The 24,635-nt window shown below is 74.6% G+C and carries 20 protein-coding genes; 7 read left to right on the forward strand and 13 right to left on the reverse strand.

What is annotated here, in order from left to right; all coding sequences use genetic code 11:
* Positions 1-11: 11 nt before the first annotated feature.
* The 6 genes from A4V12_RS08700 (at position 12) to A4V12_RS08725 (ending at position 6,717) form a co-directional block, all read left to right on the forward strand.
* A complete protein-coding gene (locus A4V12_RS08700; protein WP_064068668.1) occupies positions 12-1,550 on the forward strand; it encodes a pyridoxal phosphate-dependent decarboxylase family protein in 1,539 nt (512 codons plus the stop codon).
* Positions 1,547-3,343, forward strand: coding sequence for an IucA/IucC family protein (locus tag A4V12_RS08705; protein WP_064068669.1), 1,797 nt, complete (start codon positions 1,547-1,549; stop codon positions 3,341-3,343). Before A4V12_RS08700 ends, A4V12_RS08705 begins: the two co-directional genes overlap by 4 nt.
* Positions 3,340-3,924, forward strand: a complete 585-nt coding sequence (locus A4V12_RS08710) for a GNAT family N-acetyltransferase (protein WP_064068670.1) — start codon at positions 3,340-3,342, stop codon at positions 3,922-3,924. Before A4V12_RS08705 ends, A4V12_RS08710 begins: the two co-directional genes overlap by 4 nt.
* Positions 3,921-5,246: a lysine N(6)-hydroxylase/L-ornithine N(5)-oxygenase family protein gene (locus tag A4V12_RS08715; protein WP_064068671.1), complete on the forward strand. Its 1,326-nt coding sequence runs from the start codon at positions 3,921-3,923 to the stop codon at positions 5,244-5,246. Before A4V12_RS08710 ends, A4V12_RS08715 begins: the two co-directional genes overlap by 4 nt.
* Before the next feature lie 191 nt (positions 5,247-5,437).
* Positions 5,438-5,956: a GNAT family N-acetyltransferase gene (locus tag A4V12_RS08720; RefSeq protein WP_234372112.1), complete on the forward strand. Its 519-nt coding sequence runs from the start codon at positions 5,438-5,440 to the stop codon at positions 5,954-5,956.
* Positions 5,957-6,066: 110 nt separating this feature from the next.
* A complete protein-coding gene (locus A4V12_RS08725) occupies positions 6,067-6,717 on the forward strand; it encodes a phosphoribosyltransferase (protein ID WP_064068672.1) in 651 nt (216 codons plus the stop codon).
* Positions 6,718-6,723: 6 nt separating this feature from the next.
* On the opposite strand, the gene ctaD is transcribed toward A4V12_RS08725, so the two are convergent.
* On the reverse strand, positions 6,724-8,466 hold the full coding sequence (ctaD, locus tag A4V12_RS08730) for an aa3-type cytochrome oxidase subunit I (protein WP_064068673.1): 1,743 nt from the start codon (positions 8,464-8,466) through the stop codon (positions 6,724-6,726).
* Positions 8,467-8,725: 259 nt separating this feature from the next.
* Here ctaD and A4V12_RS08735 point away from each other — a divergent pair, with 259 nt between their 5' ends.
* A complete protein-coding gene (locus tag A4V12_RS08735; RefSeq protein WP_064068674.1) occupies positions 8,726-10,387 on the forward strand; it encodes an IclR family transcriptional regulator domain-containing protein in 1,662 nt (553 codons plus the stop codon).
* A gap of 21 nt (positions 10,388-10,408) precedes the next feature.
* Here A4V12_RS08735 and A4V12_RS08740 read toward each other — a convergent pair whose 3' ends face one another.
* The 12 genes from A4V12_RS08740 to pucD form a co-directional block, all read right to left on the reverse strand.
* The gene (locus A4V12_RS08740; RefSeq protein ID WP_064068675.1) at positions 10,409-11,344 is read right to left on the reverse strand and encodes a glutaminase; all 936 of its coding nucleotides are present in this window, start codon (positions 11,342-11,344) and stop codon (positions 10,409-10,411) included.
* Between the two features lie 18 nt (positions 11,345-11,362).
* Complete coding sequence (locus A4V12_RS08745) at positions 11,363-13,501, reverse strand: xanthine dehydrogenase family protein molybdopterin-binding subunit (RefSeq protein ID WP_064068676.1); 2,139 nt, start codon at positions 13,499-13,501, stop codon at positions 11,363-11,365.
* A 15-nt stretch (positions 13,502-13,516) separates the two neighbouring features.
* Entirely contained in the window at positions 13,517-14,509 is a 993-nt protein-coding gene (locus A4V12_RS08750; RefSeq protein ID WP_064068677.1) for an FAD binding domain-containing protein, read from the reverse strand.
* Complete coding sequence (locus tag A4V12_RS08755) at positions 14,506-15,150, reverse strand: (2Fe-2S)-binding protein (RefSeq protein WP_079136913.1); 645 nt, start codon at positions 15,148-15,150, stop codon at positions 14,506-14,508. Before A4V12_RS08755 ends, A4V12_RS08750 begins: the two co-directional genes overlap by 4 nt.
* Entirely contained in the window at positions 15,147-15,629 is a 483-nt protein-coding gene (locus tag A4V12_RS08760) for a DUF5709 domain-containing protein (protein ID WP_064068678.1), read from the reverse strand. The genes A4V12_RS08755 and A4V12_RS08760 overlap by 4 nt, the downstream gene beginning before the upstream one ends.
* Positions 15,630-15,758: 129 nt before the next feature.
* Positions 15,759-15,923: a hypothetical protein gene (locus A4V12_RS37975; RefSeq protein ID WP_199831244.1), complete on the reverse strand. Its 165-nt coding sequence runs from the start codon at positions 15,921-15,923 to the stop codon at positions 15,759-15,761.
* A 30-nt stretch (positions 15,924-15,953) separates the two neighbouring features.
* A complete protein-coding gene (locus tag A4V12_RS08765; protein ID WP_064068679.1) occupies positions 15,954-16,739 on the reverse strand; it encodes a hypothetical protein in 786 nt (261 codons plus the stop codon).
* A gap of 74 nt (positions 16,740-16,813) precedes the next feature.
* Positions 16,814-17,911, reverse strand: coding sequence for a glutamate--cysteine ligase 2 (locus tag A4V12_RS08770; RefSeq protein WP_064068680.1), 1,098 nt, complete (start codon positions 17,909-17,911; stop codon positions 16,814-16,816).
* A 170-nt stretch (positions 17,912-18,081) separates the two neighbouring features.
* Positions 18,082-19,296, reverse strand: a complete 1,215-nt coding sequence (locus tag A4V12_RS08775) for a GNAT family N-acetyltransferase (protein WP_064068681.1) — start codon at positions 19,294-19,296, stop codon at positions 18,082-18,084.
* Positions 19,297-19,379: 83 nt separating this feature from the next.
* Positions 19,380-20,519, reverse strand: a complete 1,140-nt coding sequence (locus A4V12_RS08780) for an XdhC family protein (RefSeq protein ID WP_064068682.1) — start codon at positions 20,517-20,519, stop codon at positions 19,380-19,382.
* Positions 20,520-20,559: 40 nt separating this feature from the next.
* A complete protein-coding gene (locus tag A4V12_RS08785) occupies positions 20,560-22,002 on the reverse strand; it encodes an NCS2 family permease (protein WP_064068683.1) in 1,443 nt (480 codons plus the stop codon).
* 222 nt (positions 22,003-22,224) lie between these two features.
* On the reverse strand, positions 22,225-24,633 hold the full coding sequence (gene pucD, locus A4V12_RS08790; protein WP_064068684.1) for a xanthine dehydrogenase subunit D: 2,409 nt from the start codon (positions 24,631-24,633) through the stop codon (positions 22,225-22,227).
* Between the last annotated feature and the right edge of the window lie 2 nt (positions 24,634-24,635).

Genomic DNA, 24,635 nt, shown 5'->3' on the forward strand with positions numbered 1-24,635 from the left:
GGAGACCGGGCGTGACACCGCTGACCGGGACACGGCCCCCGCTGTCCCCCTTCCCCCCTGCCCTGCTGGCCGGTTCCCACGAGGGGCTCGCCGAGGTCCTGGCCACGCTCGCCGAGGCGGTCGACACCGCGGCGGCCGCGCGCAGGCCGGACGGCCCCGTCCCGGCGGGCACCCCCGCCGAGGTCCTCGCCGCCGCCTCCCGGGCACTGGGCCCCGCCGAACTCCCCACCGAGGGGCTCGGCTCCAAGGCCGCGCTCCAGCTGCTGACGACCCTGCTGGTCGAGGGCGGCATCGACCTGGCCCACCCCAGGGCCGCCGCCCACCTCCAGCCGCCCTCGCTGGCCGTCGCCGTCGCCGCCGACGCCCTGGCGAGCGCCGGCAACGCCTCCCTGGACACCTACGACTCCGGGGCCTCCGCACTCGCCGTGGAGCGCTGGCTCATCGGCGTACTGATCCGCCTGGCCGGCCTCGGGGAACGCGCCGACGGCGTCCTGACGCCCGGCGGCTCCCTCTCCAACCTGATGGGCCTGCTGCTGGCCCGGGACGCCGCCGCGCTGCACAGGGGTGTCGACGCCCGTGAGCAGGGCGTGGCGGCGCTGCCCGGACCGGTGGTGTTCTGCTCGGAACTCGCCCACTTCTCCACCCACCGCGCCTGCGCCGCCCTCGGGCTGGGCGAGGCCGCCGTGCACACGGTGCCGGTCGACGAGCACCGCCGCATGCGGCCGGACGCGCTGGCCGCCGCCCTGGACGCGCTCGGCCCGGACCGGACGCCGATCGCGGTGGTGGCCACCGCCGGGACCACCGACTTCGGATCCGTCGACCCGCTGCCGGAGATCGCCGAGATCGCCGCGGGGCACGCCGTGTGGATGCACGTCGACGCCGCCTACGGGTTCGGCACGCTCTTCTCGCGGCGCCTGGCCGACCGCATGGCCGGACTGGAGCTGGCCGACTCGGTCACGCTCGACCTGCACAAGATCGGCTGGCAGCCCGCCGCCACCAGCGTCCTGCTGGTCTCCGACACGACCGCGTTCACCTCGCTGGACCGCCAGGTCGCCTACCTCAACCCGGTGGACGACACCGAAGCCGGGTACGACGGGCTCCTCGGCCGCAGCCTGCAGACCACCCGCCGCCCCGACGCCGTCAAGGCGGCCGCCACGCTGCTGGCGTACGGCCGGGACGGCATGGGCCGGATGGTCGACGCGTGCCACGACCTCGCCCGCCACGCCGAGCGGCGCATCCTCGCGGAACCCGAGCTGGAACTGGTCGCCCCGGCCGAACTGACCACCGTGCTGTTCCGCTACCGCGCCCAGGACCCGGCCCTCTCCGACGCGCTGAACGGCGCGCTGCGCCGCCGGCTGCTGGAGTCGGGCACCGCCCTCATCGGGCGCACCGGGGCCCGGACCGGCGGGCCCGGCTCGCCCGAGCGGGTGTGCCTGAAGTTCACCCTGCTCAACCCCACCGCCACCACCGACGACATCGACGGCCTCGTGGACACCGTCCTCGACGCCGGCCGCACCTGTGAACGACTCATCGAGGAGGGCGCCGCATGAGCATCACCACCACGGCGGCAACCACCACCCGGGCCGCCGAGGCCGATCCGCTGCACGGGCCCGACGCCCGGGGCGCCGCCGAGCACGCCCACATCGAGGCCCTGCTCCGGTGCTGGCTGCGCGAGACCGGCACCCCCGTCGCGCCCGGCCCGCTGCGGGTGGAGCTGCCCACCGCGGGGCTCGCCCTGGTCACCGAGGTGACGCACTGCTCCCCCACCGGCTGGCACCGGTTCGGCCCCGCCCGCCTGGAGGGCCCCGGCGGGCCGCTCGGCCCGGCCGCCGACCCGGTGACGGCCGTCGCGCTGCTGTCCACCGAGGCGGCGGTGCGCGGCGGCAGCCGCCCCGGCGGCGTCCCGGCCGGCGAGGTCGCCGATCTGGTGGAGCGCACCGCCGAATCCGTGCGCCGGGTCGCCACGTTCATCTCCGAACGGCGCGCCCACCCGGAGCCGCCGCCCGGCACGGACGGCTTCCTCGACGCGGAACAGGCTCTGCTGCTGGGCCACTTGAACCACCCGGCGCCCAAGAGCCGCGACGGCATCTCGGACCACGACGCCGCCGCCTTCTCGCCGGAGCTGCGCGGCTCGTTCCGGCTGCACTGGTTCGCCGCCGACGCGTCGGTGGTCTCGCACGACGCGGTCGACGAGGCACCCTCGCTGGCGGGCCGCGACACGGTGGCCCTCCTCGCCGACCTGGCCGGCCGGCGGCCGGACGACGGTACGGTGCTGGTGCCCGCGCACCCCTGGCAGGCCCGCGACCTGCTGCACCGCCCCCGGATCAAGGCGCTCGTCGCGTCGGGGGCGCTGCGGCCGCTCGGTGAGCTGGGCCCCGAGTGGTGGCCCACCTCCAGCGTGCGGACCGTGTACCGGCCGGACGCCGAGGTGATGCTGAAACTCTCGCTCGGGCTGCGGCTGACCAACTCCCGCCGCGAGTCGACCCGTACGGAGCTGCGCCGGGGCCTGGAGATCAACCGGCTCCTCGACGCCGGGTACGCCGAGAGCACCTTCCGGGCGCACCCAGGCTTCGCCATCACCCGCGACCCGGCGTGGCTCGCGGTGGACGAGCCCGGCCGCGCCGGGGGCCCGGACGTCACCGGCCTCGACGTCGCCGTGCGGGAGGTCCCGGACGGCATCGCCGACCTGCGCTGCCTGGTCGGCCTGGTCGCCCCGCGGCCCGGCATCGGCCGCAGCGCGCTGGGCGAACTGGTCGCCGCGCTCGGCCCGGGCGCGGCCGAGGAGTGGACGGCCGACTACACCGACAAGGTGCTGGTGCCGATGCTGCACCTGTACGCCGCGACCGGCATCGGCCTGGAGGCCCACCAGCAGAACACCCTGGTACGGCTGGACGCGGCGGGCCGGGTCACCGGCTCCACGTTCCGCGACAACCAGGGTTACTACCTGGCGACGTCGTATCTGCCCGGGCTGCTGGAGCGGCTGGGCGCGGACTCCTCGACGCTGGCCGTCGTCGACGACGCCCTCGTCGACGACCGGCTCTCGTACTACCTGCTGCGCAACCAGGCGCTGTCGGTCGTGGGCTGCCTCGCCGTCGACGGGCTGGCGGACGAGCGGGACCTGCTCGCCGTGCTCGCCGGCCGGCTGCGGGCCGCGCTGCCTGCGCTCGCCGAGGCCGGGCCGGACGGCGACCGGCTGGCGCGCCGCTGGCTGGAGGCCGGCACGCTGCCGTGCAAGGGCAACCTGCTGACCCGGCTGCACGGCATCGACGAGGTGCTCGCCCCGCTCGACGCCCAGTCCGTCTACCTCGACGCCCCCAACCCCCTCCAGGAGGCCACCGCATGACCCCGGCACAGTCGGCCGCGCGCACCGTCCCCGGCCCGCCGCTGCCCTTACTGCCCGCCCCCTGGTCGGCCCGGGTCGCCCGGGCCGAGGGCGCCGACCTCGACCTGGTGCACGGCTGGATGCAGTCGGCGCACATCGACGCCTTCTGGCACCAGGCGTGGCCGCGGACACGCTGGTACGAGGAGATCGCCGGGCACCTCGCGGGGGACGCGATCCTGCCGGTCCTGGTCGACCTGGACGGCCGGCCGCTCGCGTACCTCGAGGTGTACCGGGTGGTCAGGGACCGGCTCGCCGGGCACTACGCCGAACTGCCGCACGACCTGGGCGTCCACATCGCGATCGGTGAGGAGGGCCGGACCGGCAAGGGGCTCGGCCGGGCCCTGCTGCGGGCCGTGGCGGAGGGCCTGCTGGTGGCCGACCCGGACTGCGCCCGGGTGGTCGCCGAGCCCGACGTGGCCAACGCGCCGTCGCTGAGGGCGTTCGAGGCGGCGGGCTTCCGTCCCGCCGGGGAGGTCGTCTTCCCCGACAAGACCGCCGCCCTGATGGTCCACCCCCGCCGTGAGGAGGACATGCCCCGATGACCGGTACCGTCCCGACCGGTGACCACGACGTGGTCGCCATCGGCTGCGGCCCCTTCAACCTGGGGCTCGCCGCGCTGGCCTCGACCGTCGACGACGTCGACCTGGTCGTCCTGGAGGAGCAGCCCGAACTCACCTGGCACCGCGGGATGATGTTCGGCGACGCGTCGATGCAGGTGAACTTCCTCGCCGACCTCGTCACCCTCGTCGCCCCCTGGCACCCCCTGTCGTTCCTCGCCTACCTGCACGACATGGACCGGCTGTACACGTTCACCGTGCGGGAGAACTTCTTCCCCTCGCGCCGCGAGTACGAGGACTACCTGCGCTGGGCGGCGGCGAAGCTGCCCTCGGTCCGCTTCTCGCACCGGGTGGAGGAGGTGCGGTGGGACGCGGGCGAGCAGCGGTTCACCGTGGACGCGGTACGCGGTGACGGCACCCGGCTGCGGATGCGCGCCCGGGACCTGGTGGTGGGCATCGGTACCGCTCCGTACGTCCCGGAGGCGCTGGCGGGCCTGCCGGAGCCGATGCTGCTGCACACCTCCGAGTACCTGTACCGGGCGGACGACGTGGCCGCCGCGGGGAAGGTGACGGTGGTCGGGTCCGGGCAGTCGGGCGCCGAGGTGGCGGTGGACCTGCTGGGGCGGAACGTGGCGGGCGGGCCGGCGGTCAGCTGGCTGACCCGCACGTCGTCGTTCGCCCCGCTCGACTACACCAAGATGAATCTGGAGCTGACGACCCCGGCGTACATGCAGTACTTCCACTCCCTGCCCGAGCAGGTCCGCGACCGGTTGGTGAAGGAGCAGTGGCAGTTCTACAAGGGCATCTCCACCGACACCCTGGAGGAGATCCACGAGCTGCTGTACCGGCGCCAGCTGGAGCACGGCCTGGCGGAGGTGGAGCTGCGGTTCGGCATCACCGTCGAGTCGGCGTCCGTCGACGCCGGCACGGGCCGGGCGGTACTGACGTGCCGTCACCGGGACACCGGGGAGAGCTTCCCGCACACCACAGACCTGGTGGTGGCGGCCACGGGCTACCGCAACCGCACGCCGGGCTTCCTCGCGCCGGTGGAGGACCTGCTGCTGCGGGACGACCGGGGCCGCCCGCGCGTCCGGGCGGACCACTCGGTCGAGCTCGCCGACGGGGTGAGCGGGCGGGTGTTCGTGGCCAACGCCGAGATCCACAGCCACGGCGTCTCCGCGCCCAACCTGGACATCGGCGCGGTGCGCAACGCGGCGATCCTCAACGCGGTCACCGGGCGGGAGGCGTACCGGCTGCCGAAACGGAGCGCGTTCACCAGTTTCGACGTGCCGGGGCGGGTGTCGTGAACCCGGGCCCGCCGGACCGCTGCCCGGTCCGGCGGGCCTTTGGTACGTTGATCGTTCCGCAGGAACCGGACGAGGGAGGTCGATGAATATGGCCCGCCAGGCGCTTCACCGGCATGCCCGAATCCGGGTCGGCGCGCGGCGGTAGCCGCGGGGACGCGACCCGGTCACCCCGCGACGACCTGGAGTGTCACGTGTCCTTCCGCCCCCTGTCCCACCCGCCCGTCCCCGATCCGGCCACCGACCGCCTCGTGCTGCGGACGTGGTCGCCCGGCGACCTCGACGCCGTCCTGGCCGGCACCCGCCTCCCCCACTTCGCGGAGGACTTCCCCGCCGAGGGAGACGGCGTCATCGCGGGGTTCGTCCGCGAGGACCCCGCGAGCCTCGGCGTATACGGCCAGCGGCTGATCATCGAACGGGCCGGTGGCCTGGTCGTCGGCTCGATCGGCCTGTTCCGCACGTCGGCCGGAGGTGTCCTGGAGGTCGGGTACGGCGTCGTCCCCTCCCGCCGCGGCCGGGGCTACGCCTCCGAGGCCACCCGGGCCATGGTGGCGCACGCTCTGACCGCGCCGGGCGTGCACACGGTGTGCGCCACGGTGGAGCTGTCGAACCCCGCCTCGGCGCGGGTGCTGGAGAAGGCCGGGCTGCGGCGCTGGAGCGAGGACGGGACGACCGCCCGCTACCGCACCGCGGCCGCCTCCCCGCACCGGTGATCCCCGCCCGCCGGGCCCGTCGCTCCCCGACGGGCCCGGCGGGTGTCGCCCGCCCCGTCGGCGGTACCCGTCACCCCGGGGTGCACCCGAGACGGAGGCGAGGCAGCGCGATGCGTTTCCAGGACCGCAGGGAGGCCGGCCGGGAGCTGGCCGCCCCCCTGGTCGAGCGGCAGCGGAGCGGCCTGCTGGAGAACCCGGTGGTGCTGGCCCTGCCGCGCGGGGGCGTGCCGGTGGCCGACGAGATCGCCGGGGCGCTGCGGGCGCCCCTGGACGTGCTCGTCGTCCGCAAGATCGGCGCGCCGTTCAATCCGGAGGTCGGGATCGGCGCCCTGGTCGGCGAGGAGCCGCCGGTCTTCGACGAGCGGGCGCTCGCGGTGCTCGGCCTGACGCCCGAGCAGCTGAGCGGCCGGGTGGACGCCGAGCGGCGGGAGACGCGCCGCCGTGAGGAGCTGTACCGCGGCGGCCGTCCGGCTCCCGTGCTCCGCGGGCGGACCGTGGTGGTGGTCGACGACGGGCTGGCCACCGGGGTCACCGCGCGGGCCGCGCTGCGGGCCGTACGGGCCGCCGCCCCGGCCCGGCTGCTGCTGGCCGTGCCGGTCTGCTCGCACCAGGCGACGGAGGCGCTGCGCGAGGAGGCCGACGAGATCGTGTACGTGTACCAGCCGCCGTACTTCGAGGCCGTGGGGCAGTGGTACGACGACTTCGCGCAGCTCACCGACGACGAGGTGGTACGGACGCTGCGGCAGCCGCACGGCGGCTGACGCCGGTCAGACGTGCCCCTCGCCCCGCTCGTCGGGCCCGCCGAACGGCGAGGCGGCGCCCCGGCCGGGTTCGACGACGTCGCGGCGGCCCCCGGTGTGCGCCTTCTCCACCTCCGCGATCTCGGGGTGGTGGAGGTCGAAGGCGGGCGACTCGGAGCGGATGCGGGGCAGCGCCGTGAAGTTGTGGCGGGGCGGCGGGCAGGAGGTCGCCCACTCCAGTGACCGCCCGTGGCCCCAGGGGTCGTCGACCGTGACGCGCTCGCCGTGCGCGGCGGTCCGCCACACGTTGTAGAGGAACGGCAGGGTGGACAGGCCCAGCAGGAAGGCGCCGATCGAGGAGGCGGTGTTGAGGGCGGTGAACCCGTCGGCGGCGAGGTAGTCGGCGTACCTGCGGGGCATGCCCTCGGCGCCGAGCCAGTGCTGGACGAGGAACGTCAGGTGGAAGCCGGCGAACAGGGTCCAGAAGTGGATCTTGCCGAGGCGCTCTTCGAGCATCGTGCCGGTCATCTTGGGCCACCAGAAGTGGAACCCGGCGAACATCGCGAAGACGATCGTTCCGAAGAGCACGTAGTGGAAGTGGGCGACGACGAAGTACGAGTCGGTGACGTGGAAGTCCATCGGCGGGGAGGCGAGGACGACGCCGGTCAGCCCGCCGAAGAGGAAGGTGACCAGGAAGCCGATGGCCCACAGCATGGGGGTCTCGAAGGTGAGGGAGCCCTTCCACAGCGTGCCGGCCCAGTTGAAGAACTTCACCCCGGTGGGCACGGCGATGAGGAAGCTCATGAAGGAGAAGAACGGCAGGAGGACGGCGCCGGTGGCGAACATGTGGTGTGCCCACACCACGACGGACAGGCCGGTGATGGCGATGGTGGCGCCGATCAGCCCGATGTAGCCGAACAGCGGTTTGCGGGAGAAGACGGGGAGGATCTCGGTCACGATCCCGAAGAACGGCAGCGCCAGGATGTACACCTCGGGGTGGCCGAAGAACCAGAAGAGGTGCTGCCACAGCAGTGCCCCGCCGTTGCCGGGGTCGAAGATGTGCGACCCGAAGCGCCGGTCGGCCTCCAGGCACAGCAGGGCGGCGGCGAGCACCGGGAAGGCCAGCAGCACCAGTACCGAGGTGAGCAGGACGTTCCAGGTGAAGATCGGCATCCGGAACATGGTCATGCCGGGCGCGCGCATGCAGACGACGGTGGTGATGAAGTTGACCGCCCCCAGGATCGTGCCGAAGCCGGAGAGCGCCAGCCCCATGATCCACAGGTCGGCGCCGAGGCTGGGGCTGCGCTCCTGGCTGTTGAGCGGCGCGTAGGCGGTCCAGCCGAAGTCGGCGCTGCCGTCGGGCGTGAGCAGGCTGCCGACGACGATGAGGCCGCCGAAGAGGAACAGCCAGTACGAGAACATGTTGAGCCGGGGGAACGCGACGTCGGGCGAGCCGATCTGCAACGGCATGACGGCGTTGGCGAACCCCACGAAGGTGGGGGTGGCGAAGAGCAGCAGCATCACGGTGCCGTGCAGGGTGAACGCCTGGTTGTACTGCTCCATGGAGATCAACTGCATGCCGGGGCGGGCGAGTTCGGCCCGCATCAGCAGCGCGAGCGCGCCGGCGAACAGGAAGAACGCGAACGACGTGGCCAGGTACAGCTGCCCGATCTTCTTGTGGTCGGTCGTGGTCAGCCACGCCACCATCACCCGGCCGGCACCGCGCCCCGCAACCGGTACCGGGGTGACCGGCTCCGTCGTCGTCACCATACGAATCCTCGTCAACGCACACGCACGGGCAGGACGCGCGGCCGGGCACCCCCCGTGCCGCGCTCGGAAACGCTACGCAGTCGGCCGCCGGTCCCGCCCGCTTTGCACCCGTACGGCGCCGGGTACGTCACCCGTACCGGTCAGCGCCCCGTGCGTCCTCCCGCGTTCGTCCGGCGACGTAAACTTCACGTCCCGGCCCGGACGCGCGCCCGCCCGCCCGGCCGGCTCCCGCGTTCCGACCCCGGCGACGGAGGGACCGATGCCCGCGCCCAGCCCGACGCAGCCGCCGCCCGAGGCCGTCGCGCCCCTGATGCGGGGCATCGCCGTCCTGCGCGCGCTGAGCCACGCCGCCGGGACGCTCAGCCTCAGCGAACTGGAGCGCGCCACCGGCCTCGCCCGCGCCACCGTCGACCGGGTCACCGCCACCCTGGCACGCCTGGGGTACGTCCGCCTCGACGGCCGCGACGCCGTCCTCGCCCCGCGCCTGATGGAACTGGGCAACGCCTACCTGGCCGCGATCCGCCTCCCCGACCTGCTCGGCGGCCGCGCCGCCGCCCTCGCCGCCGAACTGGACGAGTCGGTGTCCCTCGCGGTCGCCGACCGGGACGGCGTCCGCCACGTCCACCAGGCGACCCGCCGCCGCGCGATGTCCCTCAGCTTCCGCATCGGCGACCTGCTGCCCGCGGAGCGCACCGCTCCCGGACCGCTGTTCGCCGCCGGCTGGACGGCGGCGGAGTGGACGCGGTGGCGCGAGCACCGCGCCGCCGACCCGGACGGCCGGGACTTCCCCGCCGTACCGCCGGCGGCCGTCCCGCACGGCGAGGGGTTCGAGCGGCGGGCCGCGGAGGCGGGCAGGCGCGGCTGGGCCCTGGACGACCAGCTCGTCGCGCCCGGCCTGGTCGCCCTCGCGGTACCGGTGCGCGGGCCGGACGGACGGATCGTGTGCGCCGCGGGCGTGGTGAGCCACACCAGCCGGCACAGCGCCGCCTCGCTGCGGGACGCGGCACTGCCCCGGCTGCGGGCGGCCGTCCACGACATGGAGCGGGAGCTGCTCGCGGCCCGGCCGGCCGGCCCCGCGCCCGCGCCCTGCCCGGACGGCGGGCCGGCCGCCCGGATCCGGGCGGCCAAAGGGGAACTGGGCCGGGACTTCGTCGAGTCGCTGGCCCGCGGGCTGTCCGTGCTGACCGCCTTCGGCGAGGGGCGGGACACCCTGACGCTCAGCGCGGTGGCGGAGGCGACGGGCCTGGCCCGCGCCACCGCGCGCCGCGCGCTGATCACCCTGGAGCACCTGGGGTACGTCACGGCCCACGAGCGGGACTTCCGCCTCACCCCCCGCGTCCTGGACCTCGGCCACCCCCCGCTGTCCCGGACCACGCTCGCCGCCGTCGCCACGCCCCACCTCGCGGCGCTCGTGACCCGGGTGCACGACTCGGCGTCGCTGGCCGTGCTCGCGGGCGACGACATCCAGTACACGGCCCGGGTGGCGACCGGCCGCATCATGAGCGTCGACATCACCGTCGGGACGCGCTTCCCGGCGTACGCGACCTCGATGGGCCGGGTCCTGCTGGCCGCGCTCCCCCCGGCTCGGCGGGCGGAGCGGTGGGCGGGCACCGGCCTGCGCCCGCTCACCCCGCGCACCGTGACCGATCCCGGCGAGCTGGGCGCGGTCCTGGAGTCCGTCGCCCGCTCCGGGTACGCCCTGGTCGACGAGGAACTGGAGGAGGGGCTGCGCTCCCTCGCCGTACCGGTCCGCGACCGGGCAGGGACGGTGGTCGCGGCGGTCAACGTCGCCATGCACAGCGTCCGCCGCACCCGCGCGCAGTGCGTGGACGAGCTGCTGCCGCAGCTGCGGGCGACGGCCGGCCGCATCGAGGCGGACCTGCAGGTTGCGGGCCGCTTCTCCCCCGTCGCGACGGCCTGACCCCGCCCCCTCGGCGCGGGGTCAGAAGACGGACAGTCCCGTCAGGGTCGTGAAGAGGTCCAGTGCCGCCACGCCCGCCACCGAGTTGCCGCGCCGGTCCAGGCCGGGGCTCCACACGCACAGGGTGCAGCGGCCGGGCACGACGGCGATGATGCCGCCGCCTACACCGCTCTTGCCGGGCAGCCCGACGCGGTAGGCGAAGTCGCCGGCCGCGTCGTACGTCCCGCACGTCAGCATCACCGCATTGATCTGCTTGGCCTGGCTGCGGGTGAGCAGCGTCGAGCCGTCGGCCCTGATGCCGTGCCGGGCCAGGAAGCCGGCCGCCAGGGCGAGGTCGGCGCAGGACGCCTCCACCGAGCACTGGCGGAAGTACTGGTCGAGCAGGTCCGGCACCGGGCCCGTGATGTTGCCGTACGACGCCATGAAGTGGGCCAGGGCGGCGTTGCGGTCGCCGTGCGCCGACTCGGAGGCGGCCACCCGCTCGTCGAAGTCCAGGTCCGGGTTGCCGCTCTCGGCGCGGAGGAAGTCCCGCAGCGTCCCGGAGGCGTCACCGGTCAGGGCCTGGAGCCGGTCGGTGACGACCAGGGCGCCCGCGTTGATGAACGGGTTGCGCGGGATGCCGTTCTCGTACTCCAGCTGCACCAGGGAGTTGAAGGGGTTGCCGGACGGCTCGCGCCCCACGCCCTCCCACAGCGCCCCGCCGTCCATGGACAGGACGAGGGCGAGGGTGAACACCTTGGTGATCGACTGGGCCGAGAACGGCTGCTGCCAGTCCCCCACCCCGTACACCGTGCCGTCCAGCTCGGCGACCGCCATGCCGAAGCGGCCGGGGTCGGCCTCGGCGAGCAGCGGGATGTAGTCGGCGGGCCGGCCCCGGCCGGGGGTGGCGGCGACCTCGGCGGCGATGCGGTCGAGCACCGGCCGGAAGTCCGTGACGGGCTGGAAGGAGGGTGACACGGTCGCCCACCCTAAGGGCTACCGCAGGGCGGGCAGTACCCGGTCCGGGGTCAGCGGCAGTTCCCGGAAGCGGACGCCGGTGGCGTGGTGCACGGCGTTGCCGATGGCGGCCGGGGTGCCGACGATGCCGATCTCCCCGATGCCCTTGCTGCCCATGGGGTTGAGGTGGGGGTCGTCCTCGTCGACCCAGTGCGCGTCGACCTCCGGCACGTCGGCGTTGCTCGGTACGTGGTAGGAGGCGAGGTCCCGTTCGGCGAAGTCCCCGAAGGCCGGGTCCGCGGTGCTGTGCTCGGTGAGGGCCATGCCCAGTCCCATGACCATGCCGCCGATGAACTGGGAGCGGGCGGTACGCGGGTTGAGGATCCGCCCGGCGGCGTAGACGCCGAGGAGCCGCCGCACCCGCACCTCCCCTGTGCCGGTGTCGACCTGCACCTCCGCGAAGTGGGCGCCGAACGCGTGGCGGGCGAACGGCGGGGTCCGCCCGGCCTCCTCGGTGGTGTCGGCGGAGGCGGTGACCCCTTCGGCGGGCAGGGGACCGGTGTGCCTGGCCAGCCTCTCGGCCAGGTGGGTGCAGGCCCGGTGCACGGCCCAGCCCCAGGAGGCGGTGCCGGACGAGCCGCCGGCGAGCGGGGCGCGGGGCAGGCGGGTGCTGCCGATGCCGATCGTCACCGAGCCGACGGCGACGCCGAGGGCGTCGGCGGCGATCTGGGCGAGGACGGTCCGGGCGCCGGTGCCGATGTCGGTGGCGTTGACGCGGATGTCGTAGCCGCCGTCGTGGAGGGCGGTGGCGGTGGCGGTGGACGGGGTGACGAGCACCGGGTAGGTGGCCGCGGCGACTCCCGTGCCGGTGAGCCACCTGCCCTCGCGGCGGGTGGCGGGGCGCGGGTCGCGGTCGGCCCAGCCGAACCGGCGGGCGCCCTCGCGCAGGCAGGCGACGAGGTTGCGGCTGCTGAAGGGCAGGCCGCTGTCGGGTTCGGTGGCGGGCTCGTTGCGCACCCGCAGCTCGACCGGGTCCATGCCCAGGGCCTCGGCCAGCTCGTCCATCGCCGACTCCAGCGCGTACATGCCGGGCGCCTCGCCCGGGGCGCGCATCCAGGAGGGGGTCGGGACGTCGAGGGGCACGACGTGGTGGTCGGTGAGGCCGTGCGGCGACGCGTACATCACCCGGGCGGGCACGCCGGCCTGCTCGACGAACTCCTTGACGCGGGAGGTGTGGGTGGTGACCTCGTGGCCGACGCCGAGGAGGGTGCCGTCGCGTCCGGCGGCGAGCCGGACCCGCTGGATCGTCGGCGCGCGGTGGCCGACGACGGCCGCCAGGTGGCCGCGGGGCAGGGCGAGCTTCACCGGCCGGCCGGTGTGGCGGGCGGCCATCGCGGCGAGCACGACGTGCGGGCGGGGAGTGCCCTTGGAGCCGAATCCGCCGCCGACGTGCTCGGAGACCACCGTGACCCGGTCCTCGGGCAGGCGGAAGAGGGCGGCGAGGGTCTTGCGGACCGGGTCGGCGCCCTGGCTGGAGTCGTACACCGTCAGGTGGGTCCCGTCGCCCTCGCCGTCCCAGCGGGCGAACGCCGCGTGCGGCTCCATCGGGTGGTTGTGCAGCGGCGGGATCCGGTAGGTGACGTCCACGCGGACGGGCGCGGCGGCGAGGGCGGCGTCGATGTCGCCGCGCTCGCGGAAGGCCGGCTGGCCGCCGTTGGCCAGGTCGGGCCGGTAGGCGTCCGGGTGGTGCTCGGTGAGGGTGACGTCGTGCGGTTCCGTGGCGTACGTGACGCGGACGGCCCGGGCGGCGGCGCGGGCGTCCGGGAGGGTCTCGGCCACGGCGAGGGCGACGTACCAGCCGCGGTGCGGCACGGCGTCGTCCTGGAGGACGGCGAGGGTCGGATCGTCGGCCTCGCCGAGGCGGGGGGCGGTGCCGGGGGTGAGGACGGCGAGGGTGCCGGGCAGGGCGAGGGCGGCGGAGGTGTCGACGCCCGTCACCCGGCCGCGGGCCACGGTGGCGGGCACGGGCCAGGCGTAGGCGCAGTCGGGCGGCGTGTGGGCGTGTTCGCCGGCGTAGCGGGCGGTGCCGGTGACCTTGTCGCGGCCCTCGACCCGCTCGGTGGCGGCGCCGAGGGCGGGGGCGGGGGCGGCGGGCACCCGGGCGCGGGTGGAGTGCATCGCTGGTCTCCCGGTTCAGGGGCGGTCGGCGGCCAGTTCGGACAGGACCCGGCAGGCCAGGTTGTGGGCGAGCGGCACCTTGAAGGCGTTGTCCCGCAGCGGCTGGGCGAGGCCGAGTTCGGCCTCCACCGCGTGGGCGATGGCCCGGTCGGTGGGCGTGGCGCCCAGGAGCGCGGTCTCGGCGAGCCGGGCCCGCCACGGCCGGTGGGCGAGGCCGCCGAAGGCGAGGCCGACCCCGCGCACGGTGCCGTCGTCGGCCAGGTCGAGGACGGCGGCGACGGAGGCGAGCGCGAAGGCGTACGAGGCGCGGTCGCGGGCCTTGCGGTACGCGGACGGCAGGCCGGCCGTGGCGGCCGGCAGGACCACCGAGGTGATCAGCTCGCCGGGCCGGATGACGGTGTCCCGCTCGGGGTGGTCGCCGGGCGAGCGGTGGAAGCCGGTCACCGGCACGGTCCGTTCGCCGTCCGGGCCGTGCAGGTGGACGGTGGCGTCCAGGGCGGCGAGGGCGACGGCCATGTCGGAGGGGTGGGTGGCGACGCAGTGCGGGGAGTGGCCGAGGACGGCGTGGTCGCGGTGGACCCCCTCGAGGGCGCCGCAGCCGGTGCCGGGCTCGCGCTTGTTGCAGGGCATGGCGGTGTCCTGGAAGTACGGGCACCGGGTGCGCTGGAGGAGGTTCCCGCCGGTGGTGGCGATGTTCCGCAGCTGTCCCGACGCCCCGGCGAGCAGCGCCTGCGACAGGACGGGGTACCGCTCGCGGACGAGGGGGTGGGCGGCGAGGTCGCTGTTGCGCACCGTCGCGCCGACGCGCAGGCCCCCGTCGGGCAGTTCCTCGACGGTGTCGAGCGGCAGTCTGCTGACGTCGACGAGGGTGCCGGGCTCTTCGACGCCGTGCTTCATCAGGTCGACGAGGTTGGTTCCGCCGGCGAGGTAGCGGGCGCCCGGGCGGGCCGCGTGCGCGGCGGTGGCCTCCTCGACGCTGGTGGCGCGTACGTATCCGTAGGGCTTCACCGGGTCACGTCCTCGACGGCGGCGACGATGTTGGGGTAGGCGCCGCAGCGGCAGAGGTTGCCGCTCAGCCGCTCGCGGATCTCCTCGCGGGTGAGCTCCACCGGGCCCCGCCCGGCCGGCCGGGCCGGGTCGGTGACGTGGGAGGGGTGGCCCGCCGCGGCCTCGGCGAACACGCCGACGGCGGAGCAGAGCTGCCCGGGGGTGCAGTACCCGCACTGGAAGGCGTCCCGGTCGAGGAACGCCTGCTGGACCGGGTGCAGCTCGCCGCCCGCGGCCAGTCCCTCGACGGTGATGACCTCGGCGCCGTCCTGGGCGACGGCGAGGAGCAGGCAGCTGTTGGCGCGCCGCCCGTCGACGAGCACGGTGCACGCCCCGCACTGCCCGTGGTCGCAGCCCTTCTTCGCCCCGGTCAGCCCGAGGTCCTCGCGCAGGACGTCGAGCAGGGTGGCCCGGTGGTCGACGGTGAGGTCCCTCGGCGCGCCGTTCACCTGGAGGGTGACGCGGGACCGGGTGTCGTCGCGGTCCGCGGCGGCGGGGTCGTGGGGCCGGGTCGCGTCGCCGCCCGTGGCGGCGGGGTCGTGGGACCGGCCGGCGGCCCCGTCCGTGGCCGCGGGGTCGCGGGGCGGGTGTGCGGCGCTCATCGATAGGTCTCGTCGGCCTCGTCGGGGACGGTGTGCATGGCCGCCTCCTCGGCGGACGCGGCGGCGCCCGCGATGCCGACGTCCCGGGCGACGACGTCCTTCTCGTCGTCCTCCCGCACCCCCTCGTCCGGTGCGACGAGGCGGCCGGAACGCTCGCGGCCCACCTGGTCGTCGATGGGTTCGCCGTCGCCGCCGGGGAGGTCGCCGATGCCGTTGGAGTCGTCGGGCTCCGCCAGCGCCGGGTCGGGCACCTCCTCCGCGAGCCGCTGGTCGAGGGTCTCGCCCTCGCGCTGCTCGCGGGCGGTGGTGCCGACGTGGTCGACGGCGAGGGGCCGCTCGGGCGGGGACCAGCCCTCGTCGTAGGGGTCGGCCTCCCGGTCCGACAGCGTGTCCTCGGGGTCGAGGATGCCGTCGTCCTCCCGGCCCTCGGCGTCGTCCGGCTGGTAGACGTTGTCGCCCATCGTGCTCTCGGTGTCCATGGCGTCACTCCCGTGTGCGGCTCCTGATCACGTCTGCTGATCGCGTATCCAGCCTGGATCAGGTCACACATCCCGGCATTCCGGGCGGCGCGGAACGGGAGCCCCGCCCGTGGGCGGCCGCCCCTCGGACTATTCCGCGGGATCGGCCCCGGACGCGGACAGGTCCCAGGTGAGGAGCCGCTCGGCCTCCCGGCGGGTGATGTCGGCGAGCTTTCTCGCCTCGCCGGGCACGTCTCCGTGCTCGTCGACGAGCTGGTCGTATATGGGTGATCCGAGCAGGGCGGGGCGGGTCATCACGGGAGGTCACTCCTGAGGCACGTAGGGCTACGGGCCGGGGCGGCCCCGGCGCCGGGGCATCTGCCCCTGCTCGGCCGGTTCATGCCCGGCCGGTTCGTGCGGGGCGGTGAGCATCGCGTGGCGCCCGTGGCGCGAACCGCTGTAGGCGGCGGCCCGCAGGCCGTGCAGCCGGTGGGTGGGGCGCAGGCCGGCGAGCGCGTGGAGGTACGGGTCGAAGGCGGGCGCGGAGGGTTCGCCCTGCGGCCGGGGCGCCCGTACGGTCAGGGTCGCGAAGGGCCGCCAGGGCTCGTCCGGCGCGGCCGCGCACAGGGCGAGGCGGACGGGCGCCAGGTCCAGTGCCCGGCGCAGCGCGTCCGGGTCGCCCGGGACGCGGCGGTGACCCGTGCGGACCGGGAAGGCCGCGACGACGCGCTCCCGGCCGCCGGTGCGGTAGGAGAGCAGCGTGGAGTACGGCCCGGCGAGGGCGTCGCGCCGCGGCAGGGGCACGTGGCGGCCCAGGCGGCCGGTGCCGCTGGAGGTCATGAGCAGGTCCAGCGGGACGCCCGGCCCGCCGGCGTCCTCCACCCGCACGGCGAGGCCCAGGCCGTCGGGCCGGCCGGCCGGCAGCCCGAGCGCCCGGGACCACCGCACGGCCGCGTCGTAGCGGCCCGTCCGGTCCAGGAAGGGCACGCCCCACGGGGCGGCGTCCGCGGCGCCGGTCCCCGGTACGTCGAGCACGCCCGGGCAGATCAGCCCGTCCGGGTGCAGGGCGGGGGCGGACCGCCGTCGGGCGAGGCGCCGCGCCACTCCGAAGGCCTGCTTCTCGATCGCCACAGGGGCTCCCTTCGGTGTCGGGGAGCACCGGGTACCCCGTCCCCGCGCGGCCAAGGCGGCGGGGGCGACCCGTGCTAGGGGCCTTCCTGGGTGCGGCGTACGCAGGCGGCGACGACCTCGCGGAGGCTGCCGGTGCGGCGCAGCAGTTGCCGCTGGACGCGGGCGCCGTTGCCGCCGGCGAGGAGTTCGGCGAGGCCCTGCCGGGCCTGGGCGAGGTCCCCGTTGTCGTCGAGGGCCTTCTCGATGTGGGCGAGCAGGGCGTGCACGACCCGGTCGGCGGGGGCGGGGCGCATGGTGAGCGGGTGGATCAGGTCGCCGTCGAGGCCGGAGCGGGCGGCCTGCCAGGTCGCGGCGCGCAGCAGGCCGACGCCGTGGCGGGCGGGGGGTTCGCCCTGGCGCCACTCGCGGGCGGCGGTGTCCACCAGGCCCCGGGTGAGGGCGGCGAGCAGGGCGGTGGTGGAGGCGTCGAGGCAGACGTCGGCGGCGCGGACCTCGACGGTGGGGTAGGTGCGGGAGAGCCGGGCGTCGAAGTAGACCATGCCCTCGTCGGGTAGGACACCGGTGTCGAGCAGGTCGCTCACCTGCCGGTGGTATCGGTCGGCGGAGCCGAAGACCTCCACGGGGCCGGCGGAGGGCCAGCGCCCCCACACCCGGTTGCGGTAGCTGTTGTACCCGCTGTCGTTGCCCTGCCAGAAGGGCGAGTTGGTGCTCAGCGCGAGCAGGACGGACAGCCACGGCCGCATCCGGTCCAGGACGCCGACGCCCTCCTCGTCGGACTCGACCGAGACGTGGACGTGGCAGCCGCAGGTGAGCTGTTCGAGCGCGGTGAGGCCGAACTGCTCCCGTATCCAGCGGTAGCGCCGGCCTTCGGTGAGTGCCGGTCCGGCGGGCAGCGGGGAGGTGGCGAGGGCCACCACCGCCGCCCCGGCCCCGGCGGCGTGCCGGGCCGCCTCGGCGCGGTGACGTCCGATCTCGGCGCCCAGCTCCTTCATCCCGGTCTGCGGGTACGTGGCGAACTCCAGCTGCTGGCCCTGGAGTTCCTTGGTGAAGGCGTGGGCCCTACCACGGCTCTCCCTGGTGGCGGCGGCCAGGACGGCGGTGGACAGGGCGCGCGGCTCACCGCTCCGCGGGTCCACCAGCAGGAGTTCCTCTTCCACTCCGACAGTGCGCAACGGAAACCACCTTTCCGATCGCGTCCGGCGGGGACTGCGGGACGCACCATCATGGCGGCTCGGGGGCCGGTGCGCACCGGTGCGCCGGGCCGCCGCCGGGGATGTGGCGGGTTCCCGACGCCTTCGGCCGGAACCGCTCCGCGTACGGTGCCGTGCGGAGCGGCGGCGGATCAGAACTCGTCGCCCGTGTGCGGCAGCAGTTCCGTGCGCAGGGCGGCGTCGAGCCGGGCCGCGGCGCCCGGGGTGTGCTCCGTGACGAGGCCCGCCCGCACCAGGCTGCCCACGCGTGTGCCGCCGAGGTAGCAGGCGGCGAGGTCCCGCACGTCGAGGGTGAGGTCGGGGGCGTCGCCGGTCGGTCCGTACGCGCTGCTCCGCGGGCCTGCGGTGAGGCGGAACCGGCCGCTGTTGGCGGGCAGGTGGTCGTCGCGCACCTCCAGGACGACGTCCACGGGCGCCGCCCAGCCGCGGCCGGTGAGCGCCGCGGCCACGTCGACCAGCCGCACCCACAGGCCGGGGTACTGGCCCGTGACACGCACCTGGTCCCGGTCGGCGGCGAACCGCAGCAGGGGGTCGTCGAGGGGGCGGCCCCAGGCGCGGACCGTGCCGGTGAGGTCGATGGAGGCCAGGTAGCGCCAGAGGGCGGCGGCCACGGCGGCGTCGTCCGCCTCCAGCTCGTCCACCCGGACCAGGCCGGGCGCTCCGGGGCCGTCGCCGCCGGCCTTGGTGCGGTAGACCGCGTACCCGGCGAGGGGCTCGCCGAGGGCGACGATCCGGGGCGGGGACAGTTCGTCGTCGTCCTCGTCGTGCTCGGCCAGCCATTCGCCGCGCCAGCGCTCCGCGTCGCGGGCGTGGCGTCCGGCGCGGGCGGCGCGGGTGGCCTCGAAGTACGGGCCGACGACCGCGGGGGCGTCCGCCGGGTCGATCAGCCGCAGCGGCCGTTCGTCGGGCGGGACGCGCAGTGCGAGCGGGCGCCGGGAGTCGATCTCGACGCCGAGGCCCTCCGTGGCGGGGCCGAAGCCGAAGCGGCCGTAGATGGCGTCCTGCGAGGCCCACAGCGCGGCGAGCGGCCGGCCCTGCCGGATGCCGCGCCGGAACAGCTCGGCCATCATCGCGGAGAGGACGCCGCGCCTGCGGTGGGTGGGGGCGACGGCCACGAACGTCGGCCCGGGGCAGGGCAGGTCCCCGCCGGGGACGGAGAGGGTGAAGCGGTGCGCGGCGAGGAACCCGACGAGGGTGTCGCCGTCGTACGCGCCGATGCGCTCGCAGCCGAGCACCAGCTCGCGGTGGTGCTTGCGCCGCTCCTCCTCCGGGGCGTCGTGGAAGACGAGGTACACGAGATCCAGGGCCCGGTCCACATGGGCCTCGGGCACACCGCGGATGTCCATGGTCCGGACTCTAGGGCGCCGGCTATGGGCTGGTCACGGGGGTTTTCCGCCGCCGTCGCCGGGGGCCGCCGCAGGCCGGGGGTTCAGGCCACCGACCCGATGCGCCCGGCCGGGGCGGCGTCGGGGCCGTCGTGGTGGATGGGGGTGTGGGCGCCGGTCAGGGACACGCCGCTGCCGCCGCGCCGGCCGGCGACGATCTCCGCGCCGATGGAGAGCGCCGTCTCCTCCGGGGTACGGGCGCCGAGGTCGAGGCCGATCGGGGAGCGGAGCCGGGCCAGTTCCAGTTCGGTCACGCCGGCCTCGCGCAGACGGCGGTTGCGGTCCTCGTGGGTGCGGCGGGAGCCCATCGCGCCGATGTACGCGACGGGGAGCTTGAGGGCCAGTTCGAGCAGGGGCACGTCGAACTTGGCGTCGTGGGTGAGGACGCACAGCACGGTGCGGCCGTCCACCTCGGTGCGCGCGAGGTACTCGTGCGGCCACTGGACGACCACCTCGTCCGCGTCCGGGAAGCGGGCGGGCGTCGCGAAGACGGGGCGGGCGTCGCACACGGTGACGTGGTAGCCGAGGAACTTCCCCACCCGTACCAGCGCCGCGGCGAAGTCGATCGCCCCGAAGACGATCATGCGGGGGGCCGGCACGCTGGACTCGACCAGCAGGGTGAGCGGCTGTCCGCAGCGCGAGCCGTCCTCGCCGATGGTCACCGTGCCGGTGCGGCCGGCGTCGAGCATCGCGCCGGCCTCGGCGGCCGCCGTGCGGTCCAGCTCGGGGTGACCGCCCAGACCGCCCTCGTACGAGCCGTCGGGGCGGACCAGGAGGGCGCGGCCCATCAGGTCGGCCGGGCCGTCGGTGATCCGGGCCAGGGCCGCCGCCTCCCCCGCGACGGCGGCGCCCAGGGCGGCGGGGAAGACCCCGCCGCGGACCGGGGTGACGAGGATGTCGATCACACCGCCGCAGGTCAGACCGACCGCGAAGGCGTCCTCGTCGCTGTAGCCGAAGCGCTCCAGGACGGTCCCGCCGTCCTCCAGCGCCTGCCGGCACAGGTCGTACACGGCCCCCTCCACACATCCGCCGGAGACCGACCCGATCGCGGTGCCCTCGCTGTCGACGGCGAGGGCCGCGCCCGGTTGCCGGGGCGCGCTGCCGCCGACGGCCACCACAGTGGCGACGGCGAAGTCACGTCCCTGCCCGACCCACCGGTGAAGTTCCTCGGCGATGTCCAGCATGTCGGCCTCCTTGCAGGCGGATGTGTGGGAGGGGGTCCCGTCAGTGAGCGGTACCCGAGGCGAAGTAGAAGATGAACACCGCGGAGAGCACCCACATCAGGACGCTCGGCTCGCGCCACTTGCCCTGTGCGGCCTTGATGGCGCAGTAGGCGATGACGCCGGCGCCGACACCGGTGGTGATGGTGTACGTGAACGGCATGAGCACGACGGTCAGGAAGACCGGGACGGCGACGGACCAGTCGGTCCAGTCCACGTGCCGGGCGTTCTGGAGCATCATCGCGCCGATGACGACCAGGGCGGCGGAAGCCACCTGGCCCGGCACGAGCTGGGTGAGCGGGGTGAAGAACAGGCAGGCGGCGAAGAACAGGCCGGTGACCGAGGCCGACAGGCCCGTACGCGCCCCCTCGCCGACGCCCGTGGCGGACTCGATGAAGACGGTCTGGCCGGAAGCTCCGGAGACTCCGCCGATCGCGCCGCCGGCGCCGTCGATGAACAGGGCCTTGCTCAGGCCGGGCATGCGGCCCTGGGCGTCGGCGAGCTTGGCCTCCTGGCCGACGGCGATGATCGTCGCCATGGCGTCGAAGAAGCCCGCCAGCACCAGGGTGAAGACGATCATCGAGACGGTGGTGTAGCCGAGCTTCTCCCAGCCGCCGAACTCGACCATGCCGAAGAGCGAGAAGTCCGGCATCGAGACGACGCTGCCGTGCAGGACGGGGGCCTTGCCGGCCCACGCGGCCTCGTCGATGAGTCCGGTCGCGGTGGCGGTGACGGACACGATCGTGCCGACGACGATGCCCAGGAGGATCGCTCCGGGGATCCTGCGCGCCTGGAGCATGAAGATCAGCAGCAGGGTGAAGGAGAAGATGGCGACCGGCCAGCCGGCGAGCGAACCGCCGACCCCGAGGGTGACGGGGCCACCGCCCTCGCCCTTGCCGACGAATCCGGCGTTGACGAAGCCGATCATCGCGATGAAGAGCCCGATGCCCATGGTGATGCCGTGCTTCAGGGCGAGCGGTATCGCGTTCATGATGATCTCGCGGACACCGGTGACCACCAGGAGGCAGATCACGGCGCCGTAGATGACACACATGCCCATGGCCTGCGGCCAGGTCATGTCCGGGGCGACCTGTGTGGAGATGACGCCCGCGACACTCAGGCCCGCCGCGAGGGCGAGCGGGACCTTGCCGATGAAACCCATCGCCAGAGTGGTGACCGCCGCGGCGAGAGCGGTGGCGGTGATGAGGGCGGGCTGGCTGAGCTTGTCACCGGCCGCGTCCGGACCGCCGAGCAGCAGCGGGTTGAGCAGGAGGATGTATGCCATCGCCATGAAGGTGGTGATGCCGCCGCGCACTTCCTGCGCGACCGTCGATCCTCTGTGGGTGATGTGAAAGTACCGGTCGAGCCAAGACCGTCCGGCGGGGACGCGGGAACCGGGTCCCGCGTCTTCGGCGACGGTCTTCGGCTCCACTGACGATTGGGTCATGGTGCCTACTCCCAAGGTTCAAAGGGGCACCCGCATGCCCGGGGGCAAAGACTGCGGGATTTGGGATGCTGCGTGGGCTGCACGACCCGGGGGACGGCCCGAGACGAACGGGGTGGGGCTGTGGAGCGGTACTGCGTGGGGGGAGCGGGGAGTGGGGGATGCTCCGGGCGGTGCGGGCGTGGAAGTGTGACGTTCCCGGGAGGCACGCACCGCCCGGAGGGCCTACAGGGTGCCGGTGAGGTGCTCGGGGCGTACCGGCGTCTTGTTGAGCTCCAGTCCGGTCGCGTTCCGGATCGCCGCGAGGACGGCCGGGGTGGACGACAGGGTCGGGGCCTCGCCGATGCCGCGCAGGCCGTAGGGCGCGTGGTCGTCGGCAAGCTCGAGCACGTCGACCGGGATGGTCGGGGTGTCGAGGATGGTGGGGATCAGGTAGTCCGTGAAGGAGGGGTTGCGCACCTTCGCGGTCTTCGGGTCGACGATGATCTCCTCCATGACCGCGACGCCCAGGCCCTGGGTGGTGCCACCCTGGATCTGGCCGACGACGGACAGCGGATTGAGCGCCTTGCCGACGTCCTGGGCGCAGGCCAGTTCGATGACCTTGACCAGGCCCAGCTCGGTGTCCACCTCGACGACCGCGCGGTGCGCGGCGAACGAGTACTGGACGTGGCCGTTGCCCTGGCCGGTGCGCAGGTCGAAGGCCTCGGTGGGGCGGTGGCGCCACTCGGCCTCGATCTCGACGGCCTCGTCCTCCAGGACGTCCACCAGGTCGGCGAGGACCTCGCCGCCGTCGGTGACGACCTTGCCGCCCTCGAGCAGCAGCTCGGCGGTGGCCCAGGCGGGGTGGTAGGTGCCGAGCTTGCGGCGGCCGATCTCCAGGACCTTCTCGCGGACCAGCTCGCAGGAGTTCTTGACCGCGCCGCCGGTGACGTACGTCTGGCGGGAGGCCGAGGTGGAGCCGGCGGAGCCGACCTGGGTGTCGGCCGGGTTGATGGTCACCTGGGTGACGCCCAGCTCGGTGCGGGCGATCTGCGCGTGGACGGTGATGCCGCCCTGGCCGACCTCCGCCATCGCGGTGTGGACGGTGGCGACCGCCTCACCGTTGATGACCTCCATGCGCACCTTGGCGGTGGAGTAGTCGTCGAAACCCTCGGAGAAGCCGACGTTCTTGATGCCGACCGCGTAGCCGACGCCGCGTACGACGCCCTCGCCGTGCGTGGTGTTGGACAGGCCGCCGGGCAGCGCGCGGACGTCGGCGCCCTCGGTGGACTCCCACTGGCGCTCGGGCGGCAGCGGACGCGCCTTGACGCGGCGCAGCAGCTCGGCGACCGGGGCGGGCGAGTCGACCGGCTGGCCGGTCGGCATCAGGGTGCCCTGCTCCATGGCGTTCAGCTGCCGGAACTCCACCGGGTCCATGCCGAGCTTCTTGGCGAGCTTGTCCATCTGGGCCTCGTACGCGAAGCACGCCTGGACCGCGCCGAAGCCGCGCATGGCGCCGCAGGGCGGGTTGTTGGTGTAGAGCGCGATCGCCTCGATGTCGACGTCGTCGATCACGTACGGGCCGACGGCGAGCGAGGAGGCGTTGCCGACGACGGCCGGGGAGGCCGAGGCGTAGGCGCCGCCGTCCAGCACGATCCGGCACTTCATGTGCGTGATCCTGCCGTCCTTGGTGGCGCCGTGCTCGTACCAGAGCTTCGCCGGGTGGCGGTGGACGTGGCCGAAGAAGGACTCGAACCGGTTGTAGACGATCTTGACCGGCTTGCCGGTGCGCAGCGCGAGCAGGCAGGCGTGGATCTGCATCGACAGGTCCTCGCGGCCGCCGAAGGCACCGCCGACGCCGGAGAGTGTCATGCGGACCTTCTCCTCGGGCAGGCCGAGGACGGGGGCGATCTGGCGGAGGTCGGAGTGCAGCCACTGGGTGGCGACGTACAGGTCGACGCCGCCGTCCTCGGCGGGTACGGCGAGGCCGGACTCGGGGCCGAGGAAGGCCTGGTCCTGCATGCCGAAGACGTACTCGCCGGAGACGATGACGTCGGCCTTCTTGGCGGCCTCGTCGGCGTTGCCGCGGACGATCGGCTGGCGGTGCACGATGTTGGGGTGGGGGACGTGGCCGGCGTGGTGGTCGTCGCGGCCGGGGTGCAGCAGCGGCGCGCCGGGGGCGGTCGCGGAGGCCTCGTCGGTGACGACGGGCAGCTCCTTGTACTCCACCTTGATCTTGGCTGCGGCGCGGCGGGCGGTCTCGGGGTGGTCGGCGGCGACCAGGGCGACGGGCTCGCCGTGGTGGCGCACCCGGCCGTGGGCGAGGACCGGGGTGTCCTGGATCTCCAGGCCGTAGTTCTTCACCTCGGTGGGCAGGTCGTCGTAGGTGAGGACGGCGTACACACCGGCCTGGGCGAGGGCCTCGGAGGTGTCGATGGAGACGATCTCGGCGTGCGCGACCGTGGAGCGGAGGATCTGGCCCCACAGCATGTCCTCGTGCCACATGTCCGAGGAGTAGGCGAACTCGCCGGTGACCTTGAGGGTGCCGTCGGGGCGGAGCGTGGACTCGCCGATGCCGCCCTTGGTCCGGGAGCCCTGGGTGACCTTGGTGGGAGTGCCGGCCGGGGCGGCGGCGACTCGGGTGTTCCGTGACATGG

The organism is Streptomyces noursei, assembly GCF_001646665.1.
In the GTDB taxonomy this organism is placed as follows: domain Bacteria; phylum Actinomycetota; class Actinomycetes; order Streptomycetales; family Streptomycetaceae; genus Streptomyces; species Streptomyces lavendulocolor.

What these genes read in the sequence shown, in the direction of transcription:
- A4V12_RS08705 (WP_064068669.1), top strand. Translation starts at nt 1,547, where the DNA reads ATGAGCATCACCACCACGGCGGCAACCACCACCCGGGCCGCCGAGGCC.
- A4V12_RS08710 (WP_064068670.1), top strand. Translation starts at nt 3,340, where the DNA reads ATGACCCCGGCACAGTCGGCCGCGCGCACCGTCCCCGGCCCGCCGCTG.
- A4V12_RS08715 (WP_064068671.1), top strand. Translation starts at nt 3,921, where the DNA reads ATGACCGGTACCGTCCCGACCGGTGACCACGACGTGGTCGCCATCGGC.
- A4V12_RS08725 (WP_064068672.1), top strand. Translation starts at nt 6,067, where the DNA reads ATGCGTTTCCAGGACCGCAGGGAGGCCGGCCGGGAGCTGGCCGCCCCC.
- ctaD (WP_064068673.1), bottom strand. Translation starts at nt 8,466, where the DNA reads ATGGTGACGACGACGGAGCCGGTCACCCCGGTACCGGTTGCGGGGCGC.
- A4V12_RS08735 (WP_064068674.1), top strand. Translation starts at nt 8,726, where the DNA reads ATGCCCGCGCCCAGCCCGACGCAGCCGCCGCCCGAGGCCGTCGCGCCC.
- A4V12_RS08745 (WP_064068676.1), bottom strand. Translation starts at nt 13,501, where the DNA reads ATGCACTCCACCCGCGCCCGGGTGCCCGCCGCCCCCGCCCCCGCCCTC.
- A4V12_RS08755 (WP_079136913.1), bottom strand. Translation starts at nt 15,150, where the DNA reads ATGAGCGCCGCACACCCGCCCCGCGACCCCGCGGCCACGGACGGGGCC.
- A4V12_RS08760 (WP_064068678.1), bottom strand. Translation starts at nt 15,629, where the DNA reads ATGGACACCGAGAGCACGATGGGCGACAACGTCTACCAGCCGGACGAC.
- A4V12_RS37975 (WP_199831244.1), bottom strand. Translation starts at nt 15,923, where the DNA reads ATGACCCGCCCCGCCCTGCTCGGATCACCCATATACGACCAGCTCGTC.
- A4V12_RS08775 (WP_064068681.1), bottom strand. Translation starts at nt 19,296, where the DNA reads ATGGACATCCGCGGTGTGCCCGAGGCCCATGTGGACCGGGCCCTGGAT.
- A4V12_RS08780 (WP_064068682.1), bottom strand. Translation starts at nt 20,519, where the DNA reads ATGCTGGACATCGCCGAGGAACTTCACCGGTGGGTCGGGCAGGGACGT.
- A4V12_RS08785 (WP_064068683.1), bottom strand. Translation starts at nt 22,002, where the DNA reads ATGACCCAATCGTCAGTGGAGCCGAAGACCGTCGCCGAAGACGCGGGA.
- pucD (WP_064068684.1), bottom strand. Translation starts at nt 24,633, where the DNA reads ATGTCACGGAACACCCGAGTCGCCGCCGCCCCGGCCGGCACTCCCACC.